Source organism: Neptuniibacter halophilus, from assembly GCF_030295765.1.
GTDB classification, from domain to species: domain Bacteria; phylum Pseudomonadota; class Gammaproteobacteria; order Pseudomonadales; family Balneatricaceae; genus Neptuniibacter; species Neptuniibacter halophilus.
In genome coordinates this window covers 793,769-816,933 of record NZ_AP027292.1, presented here as the reverse complement: position 1 = coordinate 816,933, position 23,165 = coordinate 793,769, and the positions used below count along the sequence as shown (strand labels likewise).

At 52.8% G+C, this 23,165-nt stretch carries 21 protein-coding genes; 14 read left to right on the top strand and 7 right to left on the bottom strand.

The features are described from left to right. The 7 genes from QUD59_RS03785 to QUD59_RS03755 all read left to right on the top strand — a co-directional run bounded on the left by QUD59_RS03785 (position 1) and on the right by QUD59_RS03755 (position 9,584). The gene (locus QUD59_RS03785) at positions 1-870 is read left to right on the top strand and encodes a cell division protein FtsQ/DivIB (RefSeq protein WP_286239695.1); all 870 of its coding nucleotides are present in this window, start codon (positions 1-3) and stop codon (positions 868-870) included. Between the two features lie 6 nt (positions 871-876). Next, positions 877-2,133 carry a cell division protein FtsA gene (gene ftsA / locus QUD59_RS03780; RefSeq protein WP_286239693.1) on the top strand — a complete coding sequence of 419 codons (1,257 nt, stop codon included), beginning with the start codon at positions 877-879 and terminating at the stop codon, positions 2,131-2,133. A 92-nt stretch (positions 2,134-2,225) separates the two neighbouring features. Beyond that, the gene (gene ftsZ / locus QUD59_RS03775) at positions 2,226-3,398 is read left to right on the top strand and encodes a cell division protein FtsZ (RefSeq protein WP_286239692.1); all 1,173 of its coding nucleotides are present in this window, start codon (positions 2,226-2,228) and stop codon (positions 3,396-3,398) included. Positions 3,399-3,480: 82 nt separating this feature from the next. Continuing rightward, positions 3,481-4,395, top strand: a complete 915-nt coding sequence (lpxC, locus tag QUD59_RS03770; RefSeq protein ID WP_286239691.1) for a UDP-3-O-acyl-N-acetylglucosamine deacetylase — start codon at positions 3,481-3,483, stop codon at positions 4,393-4,395. A gap of 207 nt (positions 4,396-4,602) precedes the next feature. Then, the gene (gene secA / locus QUD59_RS03765) at positions 4,603-7,344 is read left to right on the top strand and encodes a preprotein translocase subunit SecA (protein WP_286239689.1); all 2,742 of its coding nucleotides are present in this window, start codon (positions 4,603-4,605) and stop codon (positions 7,342-7,344) included. A 75-nt stretch (positions 7,345-7,419) separates the two neighbouring features. After that, on the top strand, positions 7,420-8,640 hold the full coding sequence (gene argJ, locus QUD59_RS03760) for a bifunctional glutamate N-acetyltransferase/amino-acid acetyltransferase ArgJ (protein WP_286239688.1): 1,221 nt from the start codon (positions 7,420-7,422) through the stop codon (positions 8,638-8,640). After that, positions 8,640-9,584, top strand: coding sequence for a Nudix family hydrolase (locus QUD59_RS03755; RefSeq protein WP_286239687.1), 945 nt, complete (start codon positions 8,640-8,642; stop codon positions 9,582-9,584). Before argJ ends, QUD59_RS03755 begins: the two co-directional genes overlap by 1 nt. Here QUD59_RS03755 and yacG read toward each other — a convergent pair whose 3' ends face one another. From yacG to pilB, 5 genes are read right to left on the bottom strand one after another with little or no spacing between them, the layout of a single operon-like run. Next, the gene (yacG, locus tag QUD59_RS03750; RefSeq protein ID WP_286239686.1) at positions 9,585-9,812 is read right to left on the bottom strand and encodes a DNA gyrase inhibitor YacG; all 228 of its coding nucleotides are present in this window, start codon (positions 9,810-9,812) and stop codon (positions 9,585-9,587) included. Continuing rightward, positions 9,809-10,414 carry a dephospho-CoA kinase gene (gene coaE, locus QUD59_RS03745; RefSeq protein ID WP_350227791.1) on the bottom strand — a complete coding sequence of 202 codons (606 nt, stop codon included), beginning with the start codon at positions 10,412-10,414 and terminating at the stop codon, positions 9,809-9,811. Before coaE ends, yacG begins: the two co-directional genes overlap by 4 nt. Positions 10,415-10,416: 2 nt before the next feature. Next, complete coding sequence (locus QUD59_RS03740) at positions 10,417-11,265, bottom strand: prepilin peptidase (RefSeq protein WP_286239685.1); 849 nt, start codon at positions 11,263-11,265, stop codon at positions 10,417-10,419. A gap of 15 nt (positions 11,266-11,280) precedes the next feature. After that, complete coding sequence (locus QUD59_RS03735) at positions 11,281-12,501, bottom strand: type II secretion system F family protein (protein WP_286239683.1); 1,221 nt, start codon at positions 12,499-12,501, stop codon at positions 11,281-11,283. Between the two features lie 16 nt (positions 12,502-12,517). After that, positions 12,518-14,230 carry a type IV-A pilus assembly ATPase PilB gene (pilB, locus tag QUD59_RS03730; protein WP_286239682.1) on the bottom strand — a complete coding sequence of 571 codons (1,713 nt, stop codon included), beginning with the start codon at positions 14,228-14,230 and terminating at the stop codon, positions 12,518-12,520. A 203-nt stretch (positions 14,231-14,433) separates the two neighbouring features. On the opposite strand from pilB, the gene QUD59_RS03725 reads away from it, so the two are divergent. Together QUD59_RS03725 and QUD59_RS03720 are read left to right on the top strand one after the other, a co-directional pair. Further along, a complete protein-coding gene (locus QUD59_RS03725) occupies positions 14,434-14,877 on the top strand; it encodes a pilin (protein ID WP_286239680.1) in 444 nt (147 codons plus the stop codon). Positions 14,878-14,985: 108 nt separating this feature from the next. Next, positions 14,986-15,327: a hypothetical protein gene (locus QUD59_RS03720; RefSeq protein WP_286239679.1), complete on the top strand. Its 342-nt coding sequence runs from the start codon at positions 14,986-14,988 to the stop codon at positions 15,325-15,327. 85 nt (positions 15,328-15,412) lie between these two features. Here QUD59_RS03720 and nadC read toward each other — a convergent pair whose 3' ends face one another. Further along, positions 15,413-16,261 carry a carboxylating nicotinate-nucleotide diphosphorylase gene (gene nadC, locus QUD59_RS03715; RefSeq protein WP_286239677.1) on the bottom strand — a complete coding sequence of 283 codons (849 nt, stop codon included), beginning with the start codon at positions 16,259-16,261 and terminating at the stop codon, positions 15,413-15,415. A gap of 115 nt (positions 16,262-16,376) precedes the next feature. On the opposite strand from nadC, the gene ampD reads away from it, so the two are divergent. Beyond that, entirely contained in the window at positions 16,377-16,925 is a 549-nt protein-coding gene (gene ampD, locus QUD59_RS03710) for a 1,6-anhydro-N-acetylmuramyl-L-alanine amidase AmpD (RefSeq protein ID WP_286239676.1), read from the top strand. Here ampD and QUD59_RS03705 read toward each other — a convergent pair whose 3' ends face one another. Next, entirely contained in the window at positions 16,926-17,636 is a 711-nt protein-coding gene (locus QUD59_RS03705; RefSeq protein WP_286239675.1) for a 16S rRNA (uracil(1498)-N(3))-methyltransferase, read from the bottom strand. Positions 17,637-17,814: 178 nt separating this feature from the next. On the opposite strand from QUD59_RS03705, the gene QUD59_RS03700 reads away from it, so the two are divergent. The 4 genes from QUD59_RS03700 (at position 17,815) to QUD59_RS03685 (ending at position 23,165) form a co-directional block, all read left to right on the top strand. Then, the gene (locus QUD59_RS03700; RefSeq protein WP_286239674.1) at positions 17,815-19,212 is read left to right on the top strand and encodes a DUF4856 domain-containing protein; all 1,398 of its coding nucleotides are present in this window, start codon (positions 17,815-17,817) and stop codon (positions 19,210-19,212) included. Between the two features lie 142 nt (positions 19,213-19,354). Continuing rightward, entirely contained in the window at positions 19,355-20,266 is a 912-nt protein-coding gene (locus QUD59_RS03695; protein ID WP_286239673.1) for a sterol desaturase family protein, read from the top strand. Positions 20,267-20,361: 95 nt separating this feature from the next. Continuing rightward, the gene (locus tag QUD59_RS03690) at positions 20,362-21,411 is read left to right on the top strand and encodes a Fe(3+) ABC transporter substrate-binding protein (RefSeq protein WP_286239672.1); all 1,050 of its coding nucleotides are present in this window, start codon (positions 20,362-20,364) and stop codon (positions 21,409-21,411) included. Between the two features lie 179 nt (positions 21,412-21,590). Further along, entirely contained in the window at positions 21,591-23,165 is a 1,575-nt protein-coding gene (locus tag QUD59_RS03685; RefSeq protein WP_286240985.1) for an ABC transporter permease, read from the top strand.

Genomic DNA, 23,165 nt, shown 5'->3' with positions numbered 1-23,165 from the left:
ATGAAACCCTGGCGCTCGGTGGAGAGTGAATCGGCGGAGTCAAAGGACGGCGATGCAGAGCCCGTAAAAGCGCGCGGAGCCAGCCGGGCGCCTCTGAAAAAAGCTGAGGTGCGCGGTACCGGAAACAAAGCAGAAAAGGTTCACCGTGATCCTGAAATCTGGTGGCAACCTTTCTGGACCAGCTCATCGCTGCTGCTTTTTTGTGGCTTGTTATGGGGGCTGAGTGAACAGATATGGCAGTGGCTGGACAGGCCGGTTACTCAGGTTGTGATTGAGGGGCAGGCGAGGCATCTGGATCGTGCCGGACTGGCCCGGCAGATTGGCAGGGAGCTTCGGCAACCGCTGCTGTCGGTGGATATTTCGATGATCCGGGAACAGGTGGGTGAACATCCCTGGGTCCGGGTGGCGGCGATTCGCCGGGACTGGCCGGACACGCTGGTGGTGGAGATAGAGGAAGAGGTACCGGTAGCCCGCTGGGGTGAGCGCGGATTGCTGAACCATCAGGGGGATATCTTCTGGCCAGAGCTGAAAGAGGAGTACCGGAACCTGCCACGGTTAAGTGGGCCGGCGCCAGATACCTCCCGGGTGATGTCGCAGTTTCATGACCTCAACCAAATGTTCCGACCGGCAGGTTTGAAGGTCAATAGTCTGGAGCTGGAAGCACGTGGGGCCTGGAGCCTTGAGCTGGATAACCAGATCCGTGTTGTGGTTGGAAGAGAAGCGGTAAATGAGCGGTTGCAGCGTTTTCTGATGCTCTACCAGCGGCGCCTGAAAGATCAGGCGGAAAAAATTGAACAGATCGATATTCGCTACCCGCATGGGGTGGCAGTTAAATGGCGGCAGATGCCTGAAGATGAAAATGCAGGATAAAACAGAATGAGTGCTTCGATGGATAACAATATGGTTGTTGCGCTTGATATTGGTACATCCAAGGTGCTTTGCCTGGTGGGTGAGATCAATCTCGACGGCTCCATCGAAATTATCGGTATCGGTTCCCACCCTTCACGTGGTCTGAAGAAGGGTGTTGTGGTGAATATTGAATCTACCGTCAGTTCGATTCAGCGGGCGGTAGAGGAAGCGGAGTTGATGGCGGGCTGCAAGATCCACTCAGTGACGGTGGGGATTGCCGGTAGCCATATCCGCAGCCTGAACTCGCACGGTATTGTGGCGGTGCGTGACCGCGAAGTGACTGAGTACGATCTGGAACGGGTAATCGATGCCGCTAAAGCGGTGGCAATCCCGGCGGATCAGAAAATTCTGCACGTACTGCCGCAGGAGTACGAGATCGACAGTTCCGAGGGCATTAAAGAGCCTCTGGGGATGTCCGGCGTAAGGCTTGAGGCGAAGGTGCATCTGGTAACCGGCTCGGTGAATGCGGCGCAGAATATCGAAAAATGTGTGCGCCGCTGCGGGCTGGAAGTTGACAATCTGGTGCTGGAGCAACTGGCTTCCAGTTACTCAGTGCTGACTGAGGACGAACGCGAGCTGGGTGTCTGTATGGTGGATATCGGCGGTGGGACATCGGATATTTCGATCTTTACCGGTGGATCGATCCGGCATACCGCGGTGATCCCGATTGCCGGCGATCAGGTGACCAATGATATAGCGATGGCACTGCGCACACCGACCCAGCACGCCGAGGATATCAAGATTAAGTATGCCTGTGCGCTGGCTCAGCTTGCGGCAGGCGATGAAACCGTCAAGGTGCCCGGTGTCGGTGATCGTCCGGCGCGGAACCTGTCACGACAGTCGCTGGCAGAAGTGGTCGAGCCGCGCTACGAAGAGCTGTTTTCACTGATTCAGGCCGAGCTGCGTCGCAGTGGCTTTGAGGATCTGGCAGCGGCGGGGATCGTGCTCACCGGTGGTACTTCGAAGATGGAAGGTGCAGTGGAGCTGGCTGAAGAGATTTTCCATATGCCGGTACGTCTGGCAACGCCGCATGGCGTACGGGGGATGGAGGATATTCTCAGTAGCCCGATCTATGCCACAGGGATTGGTTTGTTGCAGTACGCTAAGCAGGATCATGTGGTTGGCACGGCACCTAAAGCCGAAGTAGGGCCTACCGATGTTGTAACACGTCCGCAGATCAGTGTGCTGGAAAGAATGAAAGCCTGGTTTCAGAGTAATTTCTGAACGGGTCGGTTGATTTTGGGATTGGGTGTAGGCAATGAGTTGGATTGCTGAATCACAGACTAGTGCTTGGCAGGGCACTAAAGGAGCTGACAATGTTTGAACTGTTAGATAGCGTGCCGCAGAACGCTGTGATCAAAGTAGTAGGTGTCGGCGGTGGCGGCGGAAACGCGGTTAAACACATGGAGAGTGGTGACCTCGAAGGGGTCGAGTTTGTTTGTGCGAATACCGATGCGCAGGCACTGTCATCTATGTCCGGCCAGACCGTTATTCAGTTGGGTAACGCCCTGACGAAAGGTCTGGGCGCGGGTGCCAACCCTGAAGTGGGCCGTCAGGCTGCGATGGAAGACCGGGACCGTATTGCAGAGCTTCTGCAGGGGGCTGATATGGTGTTTATCACCGCCGGGATGGGGGGTGGTACAGGCACCGGCGCAGCGCCGATTGTTGCCGAGGTAGCCAAAAGCATGGGTATTCTTACCGTGGCTGTGGTGACCAAGCCGTTCCCGTTTGAGGGGCGCAAGCGTATGAGCATTGCCATCGAAGGGATCAAGGAGCTGCGTGAGAATGTGGATTCCCTGATTATTATCCCGAACGAGAAACTGATGCAGGTACTGGGACGTAACTGCAGCTTGCTGAATGCATTCCAGTCTGCAAACGATGTACTTAAAGGCGCAGTGCAGGGGATCTCTGACCTGATTACCCGCCCCGGTATGATCAACGTCGATTTTGCAGATGTGCGCACGGTCATGTCGGAAATGGGCATGGCCATGATGGGAACCGGTGGTGCCCGCGGTGAGAACCGTGCCGCAGAGGCGGCGGAAAAGGCGATCAAGAGTCCGTTGCTGGATAATATTGATCTGCGCGGTGCCAGCGGTATTCTGGTGAATATTACTGCGGGCATGGATCTCAGTCTGGGTGAATTTACCGAAGTGGGGAACCAGATCGAAGAATATGCGTCAGAGAATGCCACGATTGTGATTGGTACGGTCATTGAACCGGAGATGTCCGATGAGATTAAAGTGACCGTCGTGGCTACAGGTCTGGACAAGCCGCAGGAGACTGTACGCCCGGTCAGCGACAGCATGAAAAAAGTGGATGGCAGTCTGGATCTGGAGCAGATTGATCTGCCAACCGTTTTGCGGCGCAAAAAAAATGAAGCACTGGAGGGCCCCGCTGAAGTTCAGGGGGACCTGTTACAACACACCGGAACTGAGGGAGAATCGGCCTATCTGGATATTCCGACCTTCCTCAGAAAGCAGGCAGATTAAGGGGATTGACCTTTCTAAAAGGTCATTTCTTTGTTAATATCGCGCGCTAGTGTGGCCCACTTTTAATTTTTTGGCAGAAAGCATGATTAAGCAAAGAACTCTCAAGAACAGCATCAAGGCGACAGGTATCGGTTTGCATACCGGTCAAAAGGTCTATCTGACCCTGAAACCTGCCCCTGTAAATACCGGTATCGTTTTCCGTCGTGTCGATCTGGATCCGGTCGTTGAGATCAAGGCCCACGCACATAATGTTGCGGATACTACCCTGTCCACCAACCTGGCGAAGGATGGTGCACGGATTGCTACTGTGGAGCACCTGCTGTCTGCCATGGCGGGTCTGGGCATCGATAATGCCTACGTAGAGCTGAGCGCAGAAGAAGTGCCGATCATGGATGGTAGTGCCGCACCTTTTGTCTTCCTGATTCAGTCTGCCGGTCTGGAAGAGCAGGATGCGCCGAAAGAGTTCATCCGGATCCTGAAAGAGGTGACGGTTGAGTCCGATGGCAAGTCCGCTACCTTCAAGCCCTTTGATGGCTTTAAAGTGGGTTTCAAAATCGATTTCGACCATCCGGCATTTGAAGGCCGGAATATGGAGTCCAGTCTGGATTTCTCCAGCACCTCATTTGTGAAAGAGGTGAGTCGCGCACGTACTTTTGGGTTCATGAGTGACTATGAGTATCTGCGTTCTCAGAATCTGGCGCTCGGTGGCAGCTTTGATAACGCCATCGTGGTGGATGACTACCGTATTCTTAACGAAGATGGTTTGCGTTACGACGATGAGTTCGTTAAGCACAAGGTGCTGGATGCTGTAGGTGACCTTTACCTGTTGGGTAAGAGCCTGATCGGTGAGTTTTATGGTGACAAATCCGGTCACTACCTGAATAACCGCCTGCTGCGTCAGTTGCTGGCAAATCAGGATGCCTGGGAGATTGTGACTTTCGAAGATAACGAAGAGAGCGCACCCATCTCCTATCAGAAGCCTGTTCTGGCTGTCTGATCAGCGGATAGAAACGAAGGCCGAGCCCAGTGGGATCGGCCTTTTTTTTGTCTGTTATTTCGGGTTTTTTGCCAGTTTTTGTAAGGTTTTTTAAATTTCCCCTTTTAGATTCATTTTCTGCCCCCAATAAAGGTAGAATGCTGAGTTAATTTTGTCTGCGAGTACGCAGAACGAAGGTTTTTAGACTTCACGGGTATAAGTCGAGATATGCTGACAGGACTGTTTAAGAAAGTTTTTGGTAGTAAGAATGATCGTGAACTGAAACGTATGGGTCGCATCGTAAAAGCGATCAATGCACTGGAAGTCGATCTGGAAAAGCTGACCGATGAGGAGCTTAAGGCTAAGACGGTTGAGTTCCGCCAGCGTCTCGAAGAGGGCGCGTCACTGGATCAGATCCTGCCGGAAGCTTTTGCTGCGGTGCGTGAAGCATCGAAGCGTGTGATGGGGATGCGTCACTTTGATGTGCAGATGATCGGTGGTATGACCCTGCACGATGGTAAAGTGGCCGAGATGCGTACCGGTGAAGGTAAAACGCTGGTGGCAACCCTGGCGGTATATCTGAATGCCCTGCCAGGCGAAGGTGTCCATGTGGTTACCGTTAACGATTATCTGGCCAGCCGAGATGCTGAGTGGATGCGTCCACTCTATGAGTCTCTGGGGCTGACAGTGGGTGTAGCTCTTTCAGGTCAGGACCCTGCCGCCAAGCGGGCTGCTTATGCGGCGGATATTACTTACGGCACTAACAACGAATTCGGTTTCGATTATCTGCGCGATAATATGGCCTTCAGCATCGATGAGAAGGTTCAGCGCGGTTTCAACTTTGCTGTGGTGGATGAGGTGGACTCGATCCTGATCGATGAGGCCCGTACACCGTTAATTATCTCAGGCCCTGCTGAGGACAGCTCTCAGCTTTATATTGCGATCAATCAGCTAATTCCTCAGCTCAGCCGCTATGACGGTGAAATTGACCCGCAGGACGACAATCAGGATATCAGTGAACACTTTGCTGTGGATGAGAAAAACCGCAGTGTGGAACTGACTGAAGCGGGTCATGCGGCGGTTGAGGATATGCTGGCAGAGCGCGGTCTGTTGCAGGAGGGGGAGAGCCTCTACGCTCCACAGAATCTGAACCTGCTGCACCATGTACTGGCCGGGTTGCGTGCTCACCACCTGTTCCAGAGAGATGTGGATTACATTGTTCAGAACAACGAAGTGGTGATTGTCGATGAACACACCGGGCGTATTATGCCGGGTCGTCGCTGGTCTGAAGGTTTGCATCAGGCCGTTGAAGCGAAAGAGGGCGTGTCGGTTCAGAATGAGAGCCAGACGTTTGCTTCCACAACCTTCCAGAACTACTTCCGTCTTTACGACAAGCTGGCGGGGATGACCGGTACTGCAGATACTGAGGCGTTCGAGTTGCGTCAGATCTATGGTCTCGACGTGATTGTTATTCCGACCAATAAGCCGATTGCGCGTAAGGATGAGAACGACCTTGTCTACCTGACAGTTGAAGAGAAATACGAAGCGATTATCAAAGAGATCCGGGCTTGTCAGGAAGCTAAGCGTCCGGTACTGGTGGGTACCGCGTCGATCGAATCTTCCGAGCTGATCTCGACACTGCTGAACAAAGAGAAGATTGAACACAACGTTCTGAACGCCAAAAATCACGGTCGTGAAGCGAGTATCATTGCTGAGGCGGGTCGCCCGGGTGCGGTGACCATTGCGACCAACATGGCAGGTCGTGGTACCGATATCGTCCTTGGCGGTAAGCTCGAATCTGAACTCGAAGCGCTGGAAAATCCGACCGATGAACAGATTGCCGAACTGACGGCTGCCTGGGAGAAGCGCCATCAGGAGGTGCTGGATAACGGTGGTCTGCATATTGTCGGTACCGAACGCCATGAGTCGCGGCGTATCGATAACCAGTTGCGTGGTCGTGCCGGTCGTCAGGGTGATCCGGGTTCTTCCCGTTTCTTCCTCTCACTGGAAGATGATCTGATGCGTATCTTTGCCTCTGACCGGGTGCGTCAATTGATGCAGGCGCTGGGTATGGAGCGCGGTGAAGCGATTGAGCATAAGATGGTGAGTAACGCCATTGAAAAAGCGCAGCGCAAGGTTGAAGGACGTAACTTCGATATCCGTAAACAACTGCTGGAATATGATGATGTCGCCAATGATCAGCGCAGCATCATCTACGAACAGCGTAATGAGCTGATGGCTACCGATGATATCTCAGAAACCGTGAATGCGGTGCGTGAAGAGGTGGTTGCCAATAGATTCAGCGAATATGTAGCACCACAAAGTCTCGAAGAGCAGTGGGATGTGCCGGGACTGGAGAAAGCACTGGAAACTGACTTTGGTGTGAAGATTCCGGTTCAGGAATGGCTGGATCAGGATGACTCGCTGCATGAGGAGAGCCTGCTGCAGAAGATTCAGGATCAGATCCTGACGGTGTACAGGCAGAAAGAGGAGCAGGTGGGTGAGGCCACCATGCGTAATTTTGAGAAGCAGGTGATGCTGCAGGTTCTGGATACGTTGTGGAAAGAGCATCTGCAGACCATGAGTCATCTGCGTCAGGGGATTCATCTGCGTGGTTATGCGCAGAAGAACCCGAAACAGGAATACAAGCGCGAGTCTTTCCACCTGTTCCAGGAGTTGCTTGAAAATATCAAGCGCGATGTGATTCGGGTGCTCAGTCATGTTCAGGTACAACAGCCTGAAGATGTTGAGGCGATGGAGCAGCAGCGCCGTGAACAGGCGCAGCGCCAGCAGATGGACTTCACCCACGATCAGAGTTCAGCCATGACCGAAGAGGCTGATACTGAATCTGAGGCACCTCAGGAAGCGGTGGAAACCTTTGTGCGAGAAGGGCGTAAAGTCGGCCGTAATGAGCCTTGCCCTTGTGGTTCCGGTAAAAAGTATAAGCAGTGTCACGGAAAGATTTCCTGACCTGACCCCTGGATTGTTCGTGTATCACCCGGAAAGCAGCCATTGGCTGCTTTCCGCCCCTTTGGAGAGAGAATAATGGCAGTAGGCCCAGCAACTTTTCCTGAAATCATGCACCCGATTGCCGGGTTTAAGTTAGGTACCGCGTCTGCCGGGATTAAAACGCCTGGCCGTAAAGATGTTGTTTTAATGGAGCTTTGCCCGGAAGCGACGGTTGCAGGGGTGTTCACACTGAATGCCTTTTGCGCGGCGCCGGTGCAGATCTGTAAGAAGCATCTGGCTGTTTCGCCTGCACGCTATCTGGTTGTTAATACGGGTAATGCGAATGCGGGTACCGGGGAGGAAGGCTATCAGGATGCGGTGGCTACCTGTGAAGCGGTGGCGGAGTTATGCCAGATCGACGCGGCTTCAGTTCTGCCGTTTTCCACCGGAGTTATCGGTGAAAAACTGCCTGTGGAAAAACTGATTTCGGCATTGCCCGCAGCCCGGGAAGCTTTGTCAGAATCAGGCTGGGCTGAGGCGGCTGAAGGAATTATGACCACGGATACCCGTATTAAAGGGGCTTCCTGTCAGTTTGAATATCAGGGACAGACGGTCAGTCTTACCGGTATCTCCAAAGGCTCCGGGATGATCAAACCGAATATGGCAACCATGCTGGGTTATGTTGCTACAGACGCCTGTGTTGATGCGGAACTGTTGCAGACATTGTTGCGCGAAGCGACTGATTGCTCTTTTAACCGGATTACGGTGGACAGTGATACCTCGACCAACGATTCTTGCATGCTGGTGGCCACCGGTCGGTCAGGCGTTGTGGTTGATGGCGTCGATACTGAGCTGTTGCAGCGCTTTGCTCAGGCGTTGAATGAGCTGATGCAGGATCTGGCTCACGCGATCGTACGCGACGGTGAAGGTGCCACTAAGTTTGTTACCGTGCAGGTCGAATCCGCTGCGACTCAGGATGAGGCGCTGAAAACCGCTTTCGATATTGCCCACTCTCCGCTGGTTAAAACCGCACTGTTTGCCTCGGATCCCAACTGGGGCCGGATTCTGGCAGTCGTCGGGCGTGCCGGGATTCCGGATCTGGATCTGGATACCTTGCAGATCTATCTGGGTGATGTCTGCATTGTCAGCAACGGCGGGCGGGATGCAAATTACACTGAGTCCGCAGGGCAGGCAGTGATGGATCAGGAAGAGATTCTGATCCGGGTGGTTCTGAATCGGGGTGATGTGGTCGAAACAGTATGGACCACCGATCTGTCTCAGGAGTATGTCAGTATCAATGCGGATTACCGTAGCTGATGAGCAGCAAAACGGTTCACGTAGCGGCTGCGGTTATCCGGGATGGCGCCGGGAATATCCTGATTGCCAGACGGCCTGATGATAAACATCAGGGCGGTTTTTGGGAGTTTCCCGGCGGTAAGGTAGAAACCGGTGAGTCTGTACTCAGTGCTCTGGGGCGAGAGCTTCAGGAGGAATTGGGTATAGAGGTGCTGGCCGCACATCCTTTGATCCGTGTGCCTTATCAGTACCCGGACAAATCAGTGTTGCTGGATGTATATGAGGTTGACCGTTTTCGCGGTGAAGCCTGGGGGCGTGAAGGGCAGCCGGTCAAGTGGGTGACACCTGCTGAACTGGAGCAGCATCAGTTTCCGGCGGCGAATCAGCCGATTCTGAATGCCTGCCTGTTACCACGCACTATCGCCATTACGCCTTATGATCTTGAGCCTGATCAGTGGCTTGAATACGCCGACACTATGATAGCGGCCGGGGCAGAGGCTCTGATGCTACGCTGCCAGGCGCTCTCTGCAGCTTCCGGTGAGTTTAAAGGGCAATGGGATGCACTGCTGGAGTTGTGTCGTTCGAAGGGGTGTATGCTGATCCTGAACGGTACGCTTGAGCTTGCGAAGCAGTGGTCTGTGGATGCGTTGCACCTGTCTTCAGAACGTTTGCGACACTTGAACAGCCGAGTTGAATTTACGGGTCGCTGGTTGAGCGCTTCCTGTCACGATCCTGAAGAGGTACTGCAGGCGCAGGAAAAAGGTGTGGAATTTATTACCCTGTCCCCGGTGGCAAAAACCTCTTCTCACCCGGATGCTGAACCGCTTGGTTGGGCGATGTTCTCTGAATGGGTTAAAGCCTGCCGGTTACCGGTGTATGCGCTGGGTGGCGTCAAGCCTGAAGATTGTGCGCGAGCGCGAGAGGCTGGTGCTCAGGGAATTGCAGGGATCAGCGCCTGGCGATGATCAGTGCATGGTTGGAGGAACCGGTTGATCCCGGTCGGTCTGTTCTTCCAGCTCAGCGCTGCTGAACTCGCTGACCGATTTACTCTCCGGAATTGTATATTCCTCATTCGCCCAGGCGCCCAAATCAATCAGTTTGCAGCGCTCACTGCAGAAAGGGCGGTGGGGGTTGTTGCTGTCCCAGACCTGCTGTTTTTCGCAGGTCGGGCATTTAATGCTTGGCTTGCTCATAGTTCGCTCTTGTTGGAAATCCTGATCAGTTTAGCATGAAGTTGCTCGAGCTGTTGATGCAGGTAAGCCAGATCTCTGTCGTTGTAGATAACGCTGTCAGCCTGTTGCAGGCGCTGCTGTCGCGGCATCTGTGCAGCAATAATCGCTCTCACCTGTTGTTCATTGTTATTATCCCGCTGCATAGTGCGAGCTAACTGAACCTCTTCAGGAACATCAATGACAACGACGTGTTGGGTTAACTGTTTCTGATCAGTTTCCAAGAGCAGTGGTGATGCCAGCACTGCGTAGCTGCCCTCAGCTTCACTGAGTTGCTTAATGATGCGCTGCCGGATCAGAGGGTGCAGGAGTTGCTCCAGCCACTGACGGGCACTTTCATCGGCAAAGATATGTTTTCGAAGGGCGGCGCGATCCAGGGAACCGTCGGGTTGAAGAAGTTCGGTTCCGAAATGATCAGCGATCGCTTGCAGGGCCGGCTCTCCAGGCTGAACAACTTCACGGGCAGCAATATCTGCATCAACGACCTTTACGCCCTTAGCCGCGAGAAAGTCAGTTGCCGCTGACTTTCCGCTACCGATTCCACCGGTGACACCTGCGATCAGCATGATTACACCGCCAGAAACTGAAGATAGAGACTAGTGATATGGTCGCCCCAGAGCAGCGCGATCCATCCGGCGATGGCCAGGTAGGGGCCAAATGGAATCGGGGTTTGGCTTTGGTGGTTACGTAACAGCATCATGCCGATACCGAAGATGGCTCCGACCAGTGAACTCATCAGGATAATAAAGGGCAGTTGGCCAATACCCGCCCAGGCGCCCAGCGCAGCCAGGAGTTTAAAATCTCCGTAACCCATGCCCTCCTTACCGGTGAGCAGTTTAAACGCCCAGTAAACACCCCAAAGGGTCAAATAACCCGCCATAGCCCCGTAAACCGCATTCTCAAGAGAAGTAAACAGGTTAAAGCTGTTGGCTAATAAGCCCAGCCAGAGCAGGGGCAGAGTGATTCGGTCGGGCAGAAGCTGGTGATCCAGATCGATAAAGAGCAAACAGATCAGCCCCCATGTCAGCAGCACCAGAGTGAGCCCTGCAGGGTTGAGCCCGAACAGGTAAACCACATACGCAGAGCTGCACCCGGTCAGCAATTCGACAAAGGGGTAGCGCAGAGAGATCGGCGTCCTGCAGCCGGAGCAGCGGCCTCTCAGCCAGGCGTAACTGAGTAGGGGGATATTTTCATACCAGCGGATCTTATGTCCACACCCCGGGCAGGATGATGCAGGGAGCGACAGGTTATAGGTTGCAGGCGTGAGTGGCTGCTCCGGCGAGCACATCAATGCCCACTCCCGTTCCATGATAATTGGCAGACGGTGGATCACCACATTCAGGAAACTACCCACGCAGAGAGAGAGCAGGAAAATCAGGCCTGCTGCCCAGAGAGGGTCTGTTATTAGTAGAGGCATAAAGTTCGAGCTAACTTAAACGACGTTACCCAACTGGAATATAGGCAGGTACATAGCAACTACCAGACCGCCAACCAGTACGCCCAGTACGACCATGATCAGCGGTTCCAGCAGGCTGGAGAGGTTATCAACCGCGTTATCCACCTGCTCTTCATAGAAGTCGGCGACTTTTTCCAGCATCATCTCCAGAGAGCCGGCTTCCTCACCAATGGAGATCATCTGTACAGCCATGTTGGGGAAAATGCCGGTCATATTGATGGCATTTTGTAATGACTGACCGGTGGATACCCCATTCCGGATCTGCAGAATCGCATCCCGATAGAGGGCGTTACCAGAGGCGCCCGCGGCTGACTCAAGAGCATTGACCAAAGGCACACCTGCGGCAAAGGTAGTGGCCAGTGTACGCGAAAATCGAGCCACGGAAGCGTCTTGCAGAATTTTGCCGATTACTGGTATTTTCAGCATGAAACGATCAACCGAGTCACTGAATTTCTGGGATCGGGCTCTGGCTTTACTGAAAGAAACGCCGGCTGCTGCAATACTAAGCAGGGCTACCCACCACCACTCCTGTGCGACTTCAGACAGACCGACAACAAACATCGTAAATGCGGGCAGGTCGGCACCGAAGTTCTTGAATACCATCTCGAACTGTGGGACCACTTTGACCAGCAATATAGCCGACACAATCAAGCCCACCACAATAACAGCGGTAGGGTAGGTCAATGCTTTTTTGATTTTACCTTTGAGAGTCTCCAGCTTCTCTTTATAGGTCGCAATTCGATCGAGCATCTGCTCAAGAGCACCCGACTGCTCGCCTGCATGAACCAGATTACAGTAGAGATCATCAAAATGTTCGGGATACTTGGTCAGGGATGTCGAAAAGTCGAGGCCGCTGTTTACATCATTTTTAATGGCATAAACCATCTCTTTGAGCTTTTGTTTATCCATGCCGCCTGCAGTGATATCCAGTCCTTGCATCAGCGGTACACCGGATTTGAGCATGGTCGCCATCTGTCGGGTGAAAAAAGCGATATCCACAGGTTTAATCGGCTTATTTTTGCTGCTTAAAAAGCCAATCTCAATCTCTTTGCTGACTTTGGGAGAAATAATGCCCTGTTTGCGCAATTGTGCTTTGGCAACAGAGAGGCTTTCAGCGTCAAGCTTACCTTTACTTTTGTTGCCATTTTTATCCTTGCCCTGCCAGGAAAACGTCTGCAGTTTGGCTTCTTTCGGCATTTTCTAACTTCCCGTATCAGATTTTGATTACGCGGTTCATCTCTTCCAGACTGGTAACCCCTTCGGCTACTTTTTTCAGCCCGGAACGTCTTAATGTCTGGAAATTTTGTTGTTCGGCCACCTTAAGTATATCCAAAGAGGTACCGTTCTCCATGATTACTTCAGCCACTTCCTGGCTCATCGGCAGCATCTCGTAGATACCTACCCGGCCTTTGTAGCCTCGGTTGCACTTGTTGCAGCCCTCTTTGTTGGCTTCGAACAGATTCAGTTCTTTGATCTGCTCTTCCGAGAATCCCTCTTCACGCAGTGTGGTTTCGGGCAACTGAAGGGGCTTTTTGCAACCTTCGCAGAGACGGCGCCCCAGACGCTGGGCAATAATCAGGCTGACTGAGGTGGCGATATTGAAGGCCGGTACACCCATGTTGCGCAGTCGGGTCAGGGTTTCCGGTGCACTGTTGGTGTGCAGGGTGGAGAGTACCATGTGCCCGGTCTGGGCCGCTTTGATCGCAATTTCGGCGGTTTCCAGATCCCGGATCTCACCCACCATGACTACGTCAGGATCCTGTCGCAAGAAGGCACGCAGGGCTTCAGCAAAGGTAAGGCCGACTTTGGCGTGCACGTGAACCTGATTGATCCCCTCGAGGTTTATCTCTACCGGGTCTTCTGCGGTCGAGATGTTTCGCTCCTCGGTATTCAGTATGTTCAGGCCGGTATACAGACTCACGGTTTTACCGCTACCGGTAGGGCCGGTTACCAGAATCATTCCCTGTGGCTTGTGCAGGGTCGTCATATACAGATCTTTCTGGAAAGGCTCAAAGCCCAGCGCCTCAATGCCCATCTTAGCGCTGCTGGGGTCGAGGATACGCAGCACGATCTTCTCCCCCCACAGGGTGGGGAGGGTGTTAACACGGAAATCGATGGCGCGATTTTTGGATATTTTCATCTTTATACGACCATCCTGCGGGAGGCGTCGTTCTGATATATCCATCTGTGACATAACCTTCAGGCGTGCCGAAAGACGCGACGCCAGATTAGAAGGAGGTTTGGCAACCTCCTGCAGGATGCCATCGATACGACTACGGATACGGTAACTTTTCTCATAGGGCTCGAAGTGGATATCCGAGGCGCCGTTTTTAATCGAGTCGAGAAGTATCTTGTTAACGAAGCGGACGATCGGCGCATCGTTGGCGGCATCTTCACCGCTATCATCTTCCTGCTCACCGGGAGTGGCATCATCGATCTCCAGATTATCAAGATCGCTGTCTTCCAGGTCGTCCAGAGCAGAGCCCTGATTATCCAGAAAGGATTCAATCGCCCGGGTGAGTTTGTCTTCTTCGACAATCACTGCCTCGGTGGTGATCCCGCTCTGAAACTTGAATTCATCCAGCGCCTGAATGTTTGTCGGGTCAGAAATGGCCACAAACAGTCGGTTATCGCGCTTTTGCAAGGGCAGCGCATGGTGTTTGGTAATCAGGGTTTCATTGATCAGCCCCTGAGGGAGGCTGCTCATATCCAGTGCATCCAGATCCAGCAGAGGGATGCCGAACTCCTCCGACGCTGCTGCGGCTGCGCGGTAGGCGCTGACCAGACGCTGCTCAATCACATAGGAGATAAAGGTCTGCTGTTTATCGCGGCACTGCTGGGCAGCGTCCGCTGCGACTTCGGCAGAACAGACCCCTTCGTTGACGAGCCTTTTAGCGAGGCCGCTGAGTGGTTGACGTGACTGCAAGGTATTAATCCCTTAAAAACGACTACAAACATAGGTAAAACGCTTGTTAGGGGTAAAATAGCATTTGCATGACTATTTGAAAATGCGGACTATACTCTTTGCCAGAGTAAATTTTTTACGGGTCACTGGCGTGTCATCAAAAATACGCTACAATCAAAGGACTTGGTTGCTGCCAAGTAAAACTATTCGCTGGAGAATTAAAAATGAAAAAACAACAAGGTTTTACCCTGATTGAATTGATGATCGTGGTAGCGATCATCGGTATTCTGGCTGCCATTGCACTGCCTGCATACCAGAACTACACGATCCGTTCGACTCTGTCTGAGTCTGGTTCCCTGTGGGGGCAAAATAAGATTGTTATAGAGGAATGGTTTTCTGAAACCGGTTCTCTGACCAATGCTTGGGCATCAGCAGGTGTTTCTACACCGTTGGTAGGTTCCCATCTTTCAATGGCTCTTGTTCAGACCAGTGCTGTTGCATCTAATGCTGTGTACACTGCAACAGTTACAGCTACAGGAGGTGGTGAAGTAGATCCGACAGCGGGTGCGGATACTATGACCTTTAGTGCTACAGAGTCTGCTTCAGGTAGTCTTTCATGGACTTACGCATGCACTACAGGTATTGATGCAGCTCGTTGCCCACACTAATACCTTTAGTTAGTTGATATGGAAAAAGGGCCACTATAATGTGGCCCTTTTTTATCGCCAATTTTACAGTACCGTTACCCCAACAAGCAGATTCGAGTCCGTCCGTTAATGAAACGAACCATAATTATCCTTCTTATCGCCGCCTGTGTCGGTGTTACCTGGTATATCGCTAACTCTACAGAGCGGTTAACCCCGCAGCAGAAAAGTGCGGTTGAAAATGCACTGCTGGAACTGCCTGAATTTCCGGCGCGTCCGGTCTGGTGGCAGGATGATTCGGTGCTGGCCATTGGTGTGATTGCCGGGCAGGTTAATCCGCATCAAGCCGCGGCTAAAGCCTGTAACGTGTTAAAAAGCAAAGGGATTTTCACCACGGTTGTAGAGATCTATGATGTGGTGAAAATTCAGAAAGAGGATGACTGGAAGCAGTTAGCTGCGGATAGCTGCCGGTAGGAACGCCGTCCCGGCGCGAGGGTTTGGCAGAATCCGGGATATTATCGGTCGGAGACCGGCCTCCTGCAGGCCGGTGTTTTGTGGTTTATTTCTCGTCAATTAGTCGCATAGACAGATCAACCGCCTGACAGTGTTTAGTCAGGGCGCCGATTGATATGTAATCCACACCCGTTTCGGCAATCGGACGTAGGGTGGCGTCGGTGATGCCGCCGGAAGCCTCAAGTTTGGCGATACCCCGCGTGATCTCTACGGCTTCACGCATCGCTTCCAGTGTAAAGTTATCCAGCATGATAATGTCGGCACCTGCATTCAGCGCCTGACGCAGCTCAGTCATGGTTTCCACTTCGACTTCTACCGGCTTGCCGGGCTCGTTGCTTTTAGCGGTAGCAATAGCGGCTTCGATTCCGCCACAGGCCATAATGTGGTTTTCCTTGATCAGGAAGGCGTCGAACAGGCCGATACGGTGGTTAAAGCAGCCGCCGCAGGTGACGGCGTACTTCTGAGCAAAGCGCAGGCCGGGCAGGGTTTTACGCGTATCCAGCAGCTTTACCGGCGTGCCGGCAACTTTGTCGGCATAAGCCTGGCTCAGTGTGGCTGTGCCGGAGAGGGTCTGCAGAAAATTGAGCGCAGCACGTTCTGCGGTCAGCAGATTGCGGGCGGAGCCGCGGGCATAGAACAGCACCTGATCGCGGCTGACCTGATCACCGTCGTCTACCTGCCATTCAAGGGAGAGTTCAGGATCAACCTGACGAAACACTTCATTGACCCAGTCTACACCGCAGATGGTGGCGTCCTGTCGGCTGATCACCCGGGCTGTGGCGCGCTGCTCCACCGGAATGAGCTGGGCGGTGATATCGCCGCTGCCAACATCCTCCTGCAGGGCCAGGCGAACAGCTTCGGGGATAAGCGACTGAATATCTGCGCGGGTTAACATAACGTATCCTGTCTTGAATGGGTTAGCGCAGGTGGGTTCAGCGCCAGCCTCTGTTAAAATAAAGCCGCAATTTTAGCGAAATTGGCCAGACTAGGGTAGATGGAGAACAGGCTTGATGGAGATTGCTGCAGCGCAATGGCTTGATGGGGTGGAGGTGGTGCCTTCGCCTAATTGTAATCAGCGGCCAGAAGCGGAAGAGGTTTCTCTTCTGGTGATTCACAATATCAGTCTGCCACCGGGAGAGTATGGTGGTGGCTATGTGCAGCGTTTTTTTCAGAATCAACTCCCGGTCGAAGATCATCCCTATTTTGCTGAAATTCATCAGCTTCAGGTCTCTGCACATCTTTTGATTGAGCGTGATGGCTCGGTTTCCCAGTTTGTGCCCCTTGCCTGCAGAGCCTGGCATGCGGGTGTTTCCTGCTTTGACGGGCGGGAGGCCTGCAATGATTTCTCGATTGGGATTGAGCTGGAGGGCTGTGATACCGAGCTTTTTACCGATCAGCAATATGCGGCACTGGTTGCTCTGACACAACAGATTCAACAGCTTTATCCGGCCATCACCAGACAGAGAATTACCGGTCATTCTGATATAGCGCCGGGGCGTAAAACCGACCCGGGCCCATGCTTTGACTGGCAGCGCTATCTGGACGGGCTGAGCAAATAGTCAGACCGGGAAAAGCCTCGACAGCAGAGCTGGCACTGCCGTTTCGACCCTGAGAATACGGGGGCCGAGATGCACCGGTGTAAACCCGCACTGTTGCAGCTTTTCCACCTCGTAAGGGATGAATCCCCCCTCTGGGCCAATCGCCAGTGTGGTGGCTGTTGCGGCTGCCGCCGGGCAGCTCTGTGCATGATAGGGGTGGGCTACCAGTGCCCGGGTGTTCTGGCTGATAGTGGGCAGTTCATCTTCGACAAAGGGTTTAAATCGCTTGCGCAGATAGACATTAGGCATCCGGGTGTCGCCTGCCTGCTCCAGCCCAAGATGAAGCTGTTCTTCAAGCTGTCGGTCCAGAATCGGCGTGCCCCAGTAGCTTTTATCGACCCGGTAAGAATTGATCAGGTACAGCTCTTTAACCCCCATCGTGGCCACCGTCTGCAGAATACGTTTCAGCATCTTTGGGCGTGGCAGCGCTAAAATCAGGTTCAGAGGCAAGGCCTGCGGAGGAGCATCCGTCAGCTTCACATCCAGCGTGATCGATTCATGGTTCAGATCGGTGACCAGACCGGTGCCCATCTCACCTTCGAGCAGCCCGACTTTGAGCTCCTGCCCCGGTTCGGGTTGATGGATGCTGCGTATGTGCTGAAACCTCCGATCCCTCAGTTTAACCCTGTTCGGGCTGATAAAGTCGGAAGGAAACAGCAGAATAAGATTCATAAGAGCGAAGCCTGTCAGAGGGATAGGGGATTTTATCCTGTGGTTTTGTCTTCGCCAAATCCGTTTAGATAAATATTGATATAGATCTAAATGAGAATGTTTATCTGTAGCGTTCTCTTTATTGTTGTGATAATTTCCACCTGACAATAAATTCAAAACCTGATGAAAGGGGATCTCGGTGAAGATTAAGCTTCTTGTTTCCGCCATGGCCATGGTAACGACGCTGGGCGCTCATGCGGCTCAGAACTATGCGGATTTTCCGGTAACTGTGAAAGATTATCAGGGTGATGCGAAGCACTCGGTTTCATACACTGGTCAGGCCGCGCGCCAGGTGTTGCATACCTCGCTGAAAAAGCTGGCGTCCAAGGGCAATGGTCAGGCAAACCCAGAGCTTAAAGCACAGTTAATGGCTTATTATCAGGGCGAAGAAGCGGGCAGAAAAATTCTCGCGCCGGTTTCCAAAGAGGGCTTCCCCGTAGCGCAGGATCAGGTTGATCAACTGTCGAAAAAGAAAAACCTCTCAGGCAAAACCTATCAGGGTGTTGTGCCTGGCTGGCCTGGCAATATGACGGGTCAGGAAGTGCTGACCTTTATGATCGACAAGGCTTCTTCCGCGAACAAAGGTTATGACCCGCTGAGCGGTCTTGATTACACCCAGCTAATCTCTAAATTTGCGATGGGCGCGGTTTTTTACAATCAGGCAGTAGATAACTATCTGGATGAAAAACTGGAAGCCGGCACCAAGCCTAATAACCAGCCTTACAAAAAAGGTGCCGCCTATACCGGTAAAGAACATGTCTGGGACGAGGCGTTTGGTTACTTCGGCGCTCAGGCTAACAGCCTTAATCTGACGGCAAAGCAGGTTTATCAGGTTGCTAAGCAGAAGCCGGAAGCTCTGGCGCTTGCTGATCTGAATAAAGATGGCAAAGTGTCTTTGTATAATGAGATGACCTATGCTCACGCTTATTACGCTGCCGGCTTCGATAAAGGTGGAAAAACCAACTACCTGCATACCATCGTTCAGGCATTTGTCGACGGCCGTCAGTTACTGGCAGATGCTAAAGGCGAAGCGCTCAGTGACAGCCAGCGAAACAAGCTGAAGGGTTACGCTGATATTATTGCGACCAACTGGGAAAAGGTAATCGCAGAAGCCGTGTTCAAGTATGCCGGTTCCACTTACAAGGATCTTCAGGCGCTGGAAACCCTGATTGAAGGTAACGGTGATGTGGGTCCTGCGTTCCGCAAGTACGCGAAACACTGGGCAGAGATGAAGGGCTTTGCTCTGGCGTTGCAGACAGGTAAGAAAAATCTGGGAGCGACCGGTGTTCAACTGAATCGCCTGATCGGTTTCAGCCCGGTACTGCTGGGTAATACCCAGATCACCGGTATTGATGACAAGGGTAACTACATTCAGTCCGGTTCTGTCAGCATGAAAGAATACATGCTGAATATGCTCAAGGTTCAGCAACTGATGCTGGATACCTTTGCTGTTGAGGCACGTAACAATGACCTTCTGGCCGAGATGGGCGTACTGGCTGAAAAGCTGGGCAGCGGTGCCAGTGCAGAGAACGACTGATAACTGGTTGTAACATAATAAAAGCCGGGACTTTTTACAGTGCCGGCTTTTTCTTTTGGGGCTTTAGTGTACAAAAGTGTACGACTTATATAGCGCTTTCTTTCAGGATTTGTGGACAGCTTTTTCAGATCCGCGAAAACGGGTGTTCTGGGGATATTTGCTGGCAGCACTGCTGATCGGTTTCTGCTGGCTGAAATGGCAGAACCGAACCTCAAGCCGTGAGACCCTTAAGGCCCTGTTTCGTCGGCAGGTCTGGTGGTCAGCATCCGCCAGGGCTGACTACGCGCTGTTTCTGATTAACCGTTTGTCTTTTCTCCTGCTGGCGCCTTTGCTCCTCACTCAGCTCACTCTGGCAAACTGGCTGTTTCTCTCACTGTATGAGTGGTTTGGTTACCGTCCTGTCATCGGAGCCGGGTGGCCTGCGGTTTGTGTGGCGGGGTTGTTCACCCTGTGTCTCTTCCTGCTGGACGACTTCTCCCGTTTTTACCTGCATAAGCTGCTGCATGAGGTGCCGGCGCTGTGGGCGTTTCATCAGGTACATCACTCAGCCCGCACCCTGACACCGATAACCGTGTTCCGTACCCATCCGGTTGAAGGGATTCTGTTTTCTTTACGTTCAACACTGGTACAGGCGGTTTCGATAGCGCTGTTTGTCTTTTTCTTTGGCGAAAGGGCTGATCTCATTACTTTTATGGGGGCCGCGCTGTTTACACTGCTGTTTAACCTGTCAGGGTCGAATCTGCGCCACTCACATGTAGGGCTGAGATACGGGCGTTATGTTGAGAAGTGGTTAATATCGCCTGCCCAGCATCAGATTCATCATTCCACTGATCCGCAACATTTCGATAAAAATTACGGGGTTGTACTGGCGCTCTGGGACCGGTTATGGGGGACGCTGGTTTTATCGGAAAAAGGGCAACAACTGGCGTTTGGTTTATCGCATCGGGTAACGCCCGGGGAGCAGTCTCTGTGGCAGCTCTACTGGGGGCCTTTCCGGCTCCTCTGGCGGATGCTGATCAGGCGTCAGGGCTCGGGCACAACAGCTAATGATTAATTAAATAGATCTGTATCAATGATAACGGTTATCGTTTATGATTCTATTCTTAATACCGTATTTGTTGAACAAAGTCTGATTTTGGAATCCATGCAATGAAGAAAAGATCACTGAGTACATTTTTCGCTAAGCTGGGTCTGGTCGCGGCCGTATCGATTTCTACCGCACTCCCGGTCAATGCTTTTGCTGCTGATGGTATGGTCAATGTGTATTCGGCGCGTAAAGAGGCTCTGATTAAACCCCTGCTGGACCGTTTCAGCGAGCAGACCGGTATTACAGTGAATCTGGTAACCGGTAAGGCTGACGCTCTGTTGAAACGTCTTGAGGTCGAAGGCAGTGCCAGTCCGGCGGATCTGTTTGTCACGGTTGATGCCGGTCGTCTTCATCGTGCCAAAGAAGCGGGTGTCCTGCAGGTTTCCGGCAGTGATACGCTGACACAACGTATACCAACCAGCCTGCGCGATGCCGATGGTTACTGGTACGGCATGTCCCAGCGGGCGCGTACAATCTTTTATGTAAAGGGCAAAGTAGACCCGTCTGAGCTCTCCAGCTACGAAGATCTGGCTGATCCAAAGTGGAAAGGGCGCATCTGCATCCGCTCTTCCAACAATATTTATAACCAGTCTCTGGTCGCATCGATGATTGATGCCAGCGGTGTGGAAAAAACCGAAGCCTGGGCTAAAGGTCTGGTGGCAAATTTCGCCAAGCCGCCTGCCGGTGGTGATACTGACCAGTTAAAAGCTGCAGCCGCAGGTGTCTGTGATCTGGCGATTGCGAATACTTATTACTTTGGCCGTTTGCTCAACAGTAACAAGCCTGATCTGCAGGCTGTTGCCGGCAAGTTAGGGGTTTTCTGGCCAAATCAGGATGACCGTGGTGTGCATATGAATGTCAGCGGTGTGGGGGTGACCAAACACGCGCGTAACGTGGACAATGCGATCAAGCTGATGGAGTTTATGGCTTCGGATGAGTCTCAGGCCTGGTACGCAGAGGTTAATAATGAGTACCCGGTTGTTGAGGGCGCAAAAATCTCCGATACACTGTCCGGTCTGGGTCAGTTCAAGGCGGATGATATTGTCCTGAGTAAACTGGGTGATAACAATCGGGCGGCCGTTGAACTTATGGACCGCGCCGGCTGGAAGTAACCGGTAGGTCTGTCAGGTTATTCACATAACCTGCTAGAATACCCGACTCTATGCGCCTGCAGGTTATCTGCGGGCGTTTCCGTGTTAATTGCTGATGAACTGTTGTAGTGAATCTATCCACCACTGAAAAGAAAATAGACTGGCTGAGCACAGGCTCGCTGCTGGTTGCGATTCTGCTGATGTTGCCCATTGTGGTGATTGCCGGGTTTGTTTTCAGTGGTTCGGTTGAACTGTTCTCACACCTCTATCAGACGGTTCTGCTGGATTACATCAGCAACTCACTGTTGCTGATGCTGGGGGTTGGCGGTGGTGTATTGCTGCTGGGGATCCCCAGTGCCTGGCTGACGAGTGTCTGTGATTTCCCCGGGCGACGCATCTTTACCTGGGCCCTGTTGCTACCGTTGGCGGTTCCGGCTTACATCATTGCCTATACCTACACGGGGCTGCTTGATTATGCAGGGCCTGTGCAGACCCTGATTCGGGATCTGACTGGCCTTGGGTATGGCGAGTATTGGTTTTTTGAAGTGCGCTCTCTGGGGGGCGCGATTCTGATGCTGGCGCTGGTGCTTTATCCCTATGTTTATCTGCTCAGCCGGGCGGCTTTTCTGGAGCAGTCCGCGAGCACACTGGAGGTCAGTCGCACCCTCGGTTATAACCAGTGGCAGGGTCTGTTTCGGTTGGCGTTGCCTCTGGCACGGCCGGCGATTATTGCCGGACTGACACTGGCGCTGATGGAGACGCTGGCCGATTACGGCACGGTTCAGTATTTCGGGGTGAATACCTTTACCACCGGAATTTTCCGCACCTTCTATGGCTTTGGTGATTCAGCGGCAGCCTCGCAACTGGCTGCTTTCCTGCTAGGCTTTGTCGCTTTACTGGTGCTGGTTGAAAAATACTCCCGCCGCAAAGCCCGCTATCATTCCTCTGCAGAATTTAAAGCCAAAGCGAAACTGATTGAGTTGACCGGAATGAAAGCGGTTGTGGCCTTTCTGATCTGTCTGGTACCGGTACTGTTTGGCTTTCTGATTCCGGCAGGGCAGCTTGCCTACTGGAGTTTTACTCAGGCTGATCTGAGCGACGGGGCGTTTCTCAGTCTGGCCTGGAATTCGTTTTATCTGGCGTTTCTGGCTGCGCTTATTGCGGTGGGTTTTGCATTGCTTCTGGCCTATGCCAAACGCCTTAAGCCGAGTCCGGCGGTACGCATTTCCGTTGCCACGGCGGGTATGGGTTATGCTTTGCCGGGTACAATCATCGCGGTGGGGGTGATTATCCCGTTTGCCTGGATGGATCATCGTCTGATCGATCTGGCGCGAACCGGTCTGGGTATCGATCTGGGCCTGATTCTTTCCGGGACTCTGGTTGCATTGTTGTTTGCTTATACGGTTCGCTTTCTTGCGGTATCGCTCGGCGCTGTACAGAGTGGTCTGGATAAGATTAAACCCAGCCTTGATGGTGCGGCCCGGACGCTGGGTTGTTCGCCGATGCAGGTGTTACGCCAGATTCATGTGCCGCTGATGCGAAGCTCCGTACTGACAGCACTGCTGATTGTGTTTGTGGATGTGCTGAAAGAGCTCCCGGCGACGCTGATTCTGCGACCTTTCAATTTTAACACCCTGGCGGTACGGGCGTTCGAACTGGCATCGGATGAGCGGCTGGTCGATGCAGCGCCTGCGTCACTGCTGATCGTTGTGGTCGGTTTATTACCGGTTATTCTGTTGAGCCGTTCTATCTCAAAAGGGCGTGCGGGAAGTTGA